5 protein-coding genes are annotated in these 6,644 nt (G+C 72.6%); 2 read left to right on the forward strand and 3 right to left on the reverse strand.

The genetic code is table 11. The features are described from left to right. Positions 1-14 precede the first annotated feature (14 nt). Positions 15-1,700 carry a c-type cytochrome domain-containing protein gene (locus tag ACG2DA_RS21045; RefSeq protein ID WP_395258439.1) on the reverse strand — a complete coding sequence of 562 codons (1,686 nt, stop codon included), beginning with the start codon at positions 1,698-1,700 and terminating at the stop codon, positions 15-17. A gap of 108 nt (positions 1,701-1,808) precedes the next feature. Here ACG2DA_RS21045 and larE point away from each other — a divergent pair, with 108 nt between their 5' ends. Then, the gene (larE, locus tag ACG2DA_RS21050; RefSeq protein ID WP_395258440.1) at positions 1,809-2,681 is read left to right on the forward strand and encodes an ATP-dependent sacrificial sulfur transferase LarE; all 873 of its coding nucleotides are present in this window, start codon (positions 1,809-1,811) and stop codon (positions 2,679-2,681) included. Here larE and glyA read toward each other — a convergent pair. Then, entirely contained in the window at positions 2,665-3,948 is a 1,284-nt protein-coding gene (gene glyA / locus ACG2DA_RS21055; protein WP_395258442.1) for a serine hydroxymethyltransferase, read from the reverse strand. The two genes, larE and glyA, sit on opposite strands and share 17 nt — an antisense overlap. Before the next feature lie 115 nt (positions 3,949-4,063). Here glyA and ACG2DA_RS21060 point away from each other — a divergent pair, with 115 nt between their 5' ends. Continuing rightward, positions 4,064-5,407: a tetratricopeptide repeat protein gene (locus ACG2DA_RS21060; protein WP_395258444.1), complete on the forward strand. Its 1,344-nt coding sequence runs from the start codon at positions 4,064-4,066 to the stop codon at positions 5,405-5,407. Positions 5,408-5,478: 71 nt separating this feature from the next. Here the strand turns inward: ACG2DA_RS21060 and ACG2DA_RS21065 are convergent, their stop codons facing one another. After that, complete coding sequence (locus tag ACG2DA_RS21065) at positions 5,479-6,603, reverse strand: serine hydrolase domain-containing protein (protein ID WP_395258445.1); 1,125 nt, start codon at positions 6,601-6,603, stop codon at positions 5,479-5,481. Positions 6,604-6,644 lie beyond the last annotated feature (41 nt).

Genomic DNA, 6,644 nt, shown 5'->3' on the forward strand with positions numbered 1-6,644 from the left:
CCTCGCCGCTGCCGTCAGCGGGCCGCCGCGGCGAGCCAGGCGGCCAACTGGGCCGGGGCGACGCCGTAGACCTGCCACAGGGCCGCGGCCCCGCCGTCGCCGCGGTCCCGGTTCCCGCCGCGCCGCATGTTGTTCATCATCGCCGGCTGCTCGGCCGGGGCGGAGGCGGCCATCGCGTCGAGCAGCTGGCCAAGCTTTCTGTCGCCGCCGTTCTTCCGCAGCACGGAGACCAACGCGGCGCCGACCGCGGGCATCTCCTCGGGGGCGAAGGTGCCGGGCTTGAGCAGGTCCTCCGGCTTCGACAGCCGGGAGAACGCCGCCGGCAGGCGTTCGGCCATCGCCCGCAGCGCCGGATTCTGGGGATCGACCTCGAAGGCGATCGCCGGGCCGAGACCCGCCGACAGCCACGCCGGCACGTCGCCGTCGCGGCCCTTCATCGCGGCCTCGGCGAGGCCGAAGATCACGTTCGCGTGCATGCCGGGGTCGTCGCGGGTGGCGTCGTCCCGCAGATCCTGCAAGGCGATGTAGGCGTCGCTGCCGTCGGCCGGCACGGTGGCGTCCGCGGTGACGCTGGGCGGCACCTCGAACAGGCCGTGGGCGGCGGCGTGGAACTCCTGGTAGTCGAACCGGCTCTTCATCACGAACACGGTCAGCGGCCCGCGGCCGCCGAGGCCGTCTTCCCCGGCCAGCGGGGCGAGGCGGGCGGCGTCCTCCTTAATCCAGCCGGCGATCTGCTCCAGTCGGGACTCGTCCACGTTGCCGATGAGGATCAGCCCGCCGGTCGCGGGCGACTCGGCGGCGGAAACCTCCACGACTGTCGGCGTGGAGCGCCGCAGAGCTTTCTTGAACAGTTCGTTCGCCCGCTCCAGGCGGGACGCGGCGAGTTCCTCGTCGCTCATCTTCGCCATCGCCGCTCGCAACAACTGGGCCTCGGTCGGGACGAGCAGCCGCATCGGGGCGGCCGGGTCGCCCTTGTCCAGCTTGGCGCCGGCGACGGCCCAGGCGCGGGCGTTCGTCCACTGGCTGCGTTTGATACGGGCGTTGCCGGGGGGCATCTTCGGCTGTTCGACCTGCCCCATCAGGCGGATCATCCGGCCGCCCTCCGGGTCGTCCGGGTCGACGTAGCCGCTCTCCATCAGCTCCTGGTAGCTGTTCATGGAGAACCCGCCGCGGGACTGGCCGTTCATGTGGCAGCGCCCGCAGGAGTTCACCAGCGTGGGGGCGACGTCCTTCGAAAAGGTGATCCCCCCCGCCCCGCCGCCGTTCGATGCGTCGGCCATCGCCTGCTCCGGCCGGTTCATGGCCGTCGCGGGGGTTTCGGCGTCGTCCGCGAGCATTTCCGCCATGTTCGGGTGAGCCTCTTCCTCCGCGGCGGCCCCGGGCTCCAGGGCGGACCGGGCTTCGGCGAGGTCCTCCTCGATCAGTTCGGCGTAGCGTTCGCCCTCCAGACCGCCGGCGGCCTCCTTGAGCTCGGCGAAACGGCCCTCGACCTCGGCCAGCATCGTCTTCGCCTCCTCCGTTTGGCCGCGACGCAGCAGGCCGCCGATCCGCACCGCGTCCCGCTTCAGCCCGACGAGCTCCACCCGCTGGGCGCGGGTCAGATCGGACCGCCCGACGGCGGGGTCGGGCGCGACGGCGACCGCGGCGACGACGCCGAGGGCGACGACGATCGCGAGCGAACGGGAACGGGGCGGGCGCATCGGCAGGGTCATAGAAGAGGTGAACGGGCGGTGCGTCGACGTGATTGTAACCGGGCCGCGGACCGCGAGGTTCGCCGCGTTTCGAGCCGGTCACGTTAGAATCGGCCGATGTCGTCCGCTCACTCCCCCTCCCCTCCCCCGGATCTCGCGGCGAAACGCGATCAGCTGTTGGACGCCTTGCGCGGGCTGGGGCGGGTCGCGGTGGCCTTCAGCGGCGGGGTGGACAGCGCCGTGGTCGCCAAAGCTGCGGCGCTCGCCTGCGGGAAGCACACCGTCGCCGTGACCGCCGACAGCCCCAGCCTCGCCTCCGGGGAGCTGGAGACCGCGGCGGCCGTTGCGGCGGAGATCGGCATTCGGCACCGGGTGGTACGCACGGAGGAGTTCGCCTCCCCGGACTACCTCGCCAACGCCCCGGACCGCTGCTTTCACTGCAAAAGCGAACTCTACGACCGCCTCGCCGACCTGCTGCCGGAGTTGGGCGTAGACGCGGTCGTCAACGGGGCGAACGCCGACGACGCCGGCGACCACCGCCCCGGCATGCGGGCCGCCGGCGAGCGCGGCGTCCGCAGCCCCCTGCTGGAGTGCGGCGTGACGAAGGCCGAGGTGCGGGCCTTGGCGCGGGCGTGGGCCCTGCCGGTGTGGGACAAGCCGGCGAGCCCCTGCCTGAGCAGCCGCATCGCCTACGGCGTGCCGGTGACGCGGGACCGCGTCCGCCGCGTCGACGCCGCGGAGGCCTGGCTGAAGGCGCGGTTCGACCTGCGGGAGTGCCGCGTCCGCTGCGAGGCGAACGAACTGGCCCGCGTCGAAGTCCCCCTCCCCGCCCTGCCCCGCGTAGTCGGCGAGGCGGCGGCGGTCAGCGAGGAGTTGAAACGTCTGGGCTTCCGCTACGTGACCCTCGATCTGGAGGGCTTTCGCAGCGGAAGCCTGAATGCGGGGCTCACGCCGACGCTGACGCCGCTGTCGCTCACGCCGCCGTCGTGACGCCCGGGACCGGGTAGCCGCGGGCGAACTCGGTGACGGCCTCGTGGATGCGCTTCAGCAGGGCCTCGTCCTCCGGGTTAGCGAGGACTTCGAGCACCCAGGCGGCGACGCGCTGCATCTCGTCCTGCTTCATGCCGCGGGTCGTCAGGGCGGCGGTGCCGAAGCGGATGCCGGACGGGTCCATCGGCTTGCGGGGGTCGAACGGGATCATGTTCTTGTTGACCGTGATCCCGGCGGCGTCGAGGGCCTTCTCCGCGATCTTGCCGGTGGTGCCGACCGCGGTCACGTCGCAGAGCAACAGGTGGTTGTCCGTGCCGCCGGACACCAGCGTCACGCCGCCGGCGGCGAGGGCCTCGCCGAGGGCCCGCGCGTTGTCCTTCACCTGCTGGGCGTACTGCTTGAACTCCGGCTGGAGCGCCTCGTTGAAGCAGACGGCCTTGCCGGCGATCGCGTGCATCAGCGGGCCGCCCTGGCTGCCGGGGAACACCTGCCGGTCGATCGCCTTCGCCAGCTCCTCCCGGCAGAGGATCAGCCCGCTGCGGGGGCCGCGGAGCGTCTTGTGGGTGGTGGTGGTGACCACGTCGGCCACGGCGACCGGGTCGTCGTGCAGCTTCGCGGCGACCAGACCGCTGTAGTGGGCCATGTCGACCAGCAGCTTGGCGCCGACCTCCTTGGCGATCTCCGCGAAGCGGGCGTGCTCGATCTCCCGCGGGTAGGCGCTGGCGCCGGCGACGATCATCTTCGGCTTGTGCTCCCGGGCGAGCTTCGCCACCTGATCGAAGTCGATCCGGTGGTCGCTCTGCCGCACGCCGTAATGGACCGGCTGGAAGAACTGCCCGCTGACGTTCAGGTGCATGCCGTGCGTCAGGTGCCCGCCGTGGGCGAGGTCCATGGCGAGGAACGTGTCGCCCGGCTGCAGGATCGCGGTGAAGGCGGCGAAGTTCGCCTGAGAACCGGCGTGCGGCTGAACGTTGGCGTGCTCCGCCCCGAACAGTTGCTTGGCCCGGTCCCGGGCGAGGTTCTCGATCTGGTCGACGTATTCGCAGCCGCCGTAGTAGCGGCGGCCGGGGTAGCCCTCGGCGTACTTGTTCGTCAGGCAGGAGCCCTGCGCCTGCATCACCGCGGCGCTGGTGTAGTTCTCGCTGGCGATCAGTTCGAGGCCGTCGGTTTGACGGCCGCGTTCCCGCTCGATGGCGGCGAAAATTTCGGGGTCGGCCTCGGGCAGCGGAGCGGTCTGGAGGCCGGAGCGGGGGGCGGACGAGGACATCGGAGGGCCGGTGAGGATCGCGCGGGGCGGGTGGAACGCCTAAACTACCGCCGAGATTCCCGGTCCGACACGCGGCCGCCCGCCACACCCGCCCGCTTCCCGTCACTTCGCCGTCGTGCCCGCGGTTTCGTCCCCATCCGCCGAACCGGTCGCCCCGGCCGACCCGACGGCGGACGACGACGCCGACGAGCCGATCGACCCGCCCCCCGAGGACCCCGCCGACCCGCCGCCGCTGGCCGGGGAGACCGTCGCCTTCACCGGCACGCTGGCCAGCATGACCCACGCCGCGGCGGCCCGGCTGGTGAAGGACCTCGGGGGAACCTTCGCCGAACGGCTCACCCGCTCGACGACGCTGCTGATCGTCGGCGAGGAAGGCTGGCCGCTGGCGGACGACGGCGCCCCCACGGTGAAGTTCCGCCGGGCCGCGGAGTGGAACCGCACCGGCGAGGCGACCGTGCGCTTGCTCGCCGAGAGCGATTGGCTGCGGCTTGCCGGCCTGAGCGCGGGGGAGCCGGGCGCCTCGCTGGGCGGGGACCTGTCGGCCGGGGTGCGGCGGCTGTACACCCCGGCGATGCTCTCCGGCCTGCTGGACGTCACCCCGGGCCGCATCCGGGCCTGGGCCCGGGACGGGCTGATTCGCCCGGTCAAGACGGTGCACCGGCTGCCCTACTTCGACTTCGCTGAGGTCGCCCGCACCCGCACCCTCGCCAAGCTGCTGGCGGCGGGGGTGTCGAAGGCGGATCTCGCCGCGGGGCTGGCGGCGCTGGCGGAGGTGTTCGGCGAGGAGGCCGTTGCCGCGGGGCGGCTCGACCTGTTGGCCCGCGACGGCCGGTTGCTCGTCCGCGACGACGCCGGCCTGCGCGAGCCGGCGACCGGCCAGCGAGTGCTGGAGTTCGCCTCGGACGAACCCTCCCGCGACGGCGACGCCCCCGACGAACCGCCCTCCCCCGCCCTGCTCCGCCTGCCGGACCCCGACGGCGGGCGGGCCGAGCGACGCTCGGCCGCCGAGTGGCTGCGGCTGGGCGTGGAGCGGTTGGACGCCGACGACCCCGCCGCCGCGGAGGCGGCCCTGCGGGCCTGTTTGGCGAAGGAGCCGACGCACCCGGAGGCTCACTTTCACCTCGCCGACGCCCTGTTCCGCACCGGCCGGCCGGATGCCGCTGCCGAACGCTACCGGGCGGCCACGGAGCACGACCCGCGGTACCTCGAAGCTTGGGTGCAGCTCGGCTGCGTCCGGGCCAGCGGGGGCGAACACCGCTCCGCCGCCAAGGCGTTCCGCACGGCGCTGGAGATCCACGGCGACCTGCCGGAGGCCCACTTCCACCTCGCCGAGAGCCTGCACGCCCTCGGCGACGCCGCCGCGGAGGAACACTACCGGGCCTACCTCGCCCACGACGACCGCGGGCCGTGGGCGCAACTGGCCCGGGCGCGGTTGGGCGTCACGGATACTCTCCGCTGATCCGTAGGGTCCGCTCTGCGGACCGTATTCCAAGAACTTCGCCAATCGCACGACGGTCCGCGGAGCGGACCCTACGAGAGGCCGAGGTCTTCGTAGATCGCCGCGTTGATCGCCCGGTTGCGGCGCTGGTGCTTCGGCTCCCCGCACATGCCGTTGGTGGCCCAGGCGACGACGAGGTCGTTCTCCGGGTCGCAGAAGGCCATGGTCGACTGGCTCCCCCCGTGCCCGAACGTCCGCGGCGAGCAGTGCGGCCCGAACCCGTACGGCACGGTCTCCGCCCCGTAGCGGTTCGAGTCGACGATCACCCCAAGGCCGAAGTCGACGACGTGGCCGAGCGTCCGGTCGAACTCCCCGACGCGGTGCCGGGCGATTATCGCCTCGGCGGCCAGCTCGCCCATCAGCGGGAAGTCGCAGTCGGCCCGGCTGTCGTTCAGGGTGGAGTAGAAGTCGCCGACGCTCCGGGCCGTTCCCCGCAACGAGGAGCCCGGCGACCACCGGGTGAGGTGGGCGTCGGTCAGCAGGTCGGCGTCGATCAGTTCGCGGCCTTGGCGACGGAACGTCGGGGCGAGCCGCGGGCGCACGTCGGCCAGTTCCTCCGGGGAGAAACGGAACCGCAGCCCCTCGATCCCGGCGGGGCCGAGCATCGTCCGCTCCATCCAGGCGTCGGCCGGTTCGCCCACAATCCGACGCACGATCTCTCCAAGCAGGAACCAAGAGGACTTCGGGTGGTAGCCGGCCGTCCGGCCGACGACCCAGTCCTCTTCCAACGGGGCGTCGCAGATTCGGCGGACGGACTCGTCCCAGTCGACTTCCGGGTATCCCGGATCGACGTTCGGCAGGCCGGCGGTGTGGGTGAGGAGGTGGCGGACGGTGACGGCCCGCTTCTCCGCCCCGCCGCGGGCGAACTCTGGCACGTGTCGGACGACCGGGCCGTCCAGCGCGAGCTTCGCGAACGGCTGACTGCCCGGCCCGTCGCAGAGGACCACGATCGCCGCCGCCGTTACCGGTTTTCCCGCGGAGAGCCAGAGCATGACGTGTTCCGCCGTCAGCGGTTCGCCCGGCCGGGCCTCGCCGATTGCCGCGTCGCAGACGATCTCGCCGCGGTACTGCACGAAGAGTTGCGCCCCGTGGTGCAGGCCGTCCTCGCGGCCCTGCTCGAGAACGGCGCGGGTTTTGGGGAGGGCGTCGAGGCTCATGCCCCGATCGTAACGCCGAGGCCCCGCGGGGCCTCGGCGTT

Source organism: Alienimonas sp. DA493 (assembly GCF_043951915.1).
GTDB lineage: Bacteria > Planctomycetota > Planctomycetia > Planctomycetales > Planctomycetaceae > Alienimonas.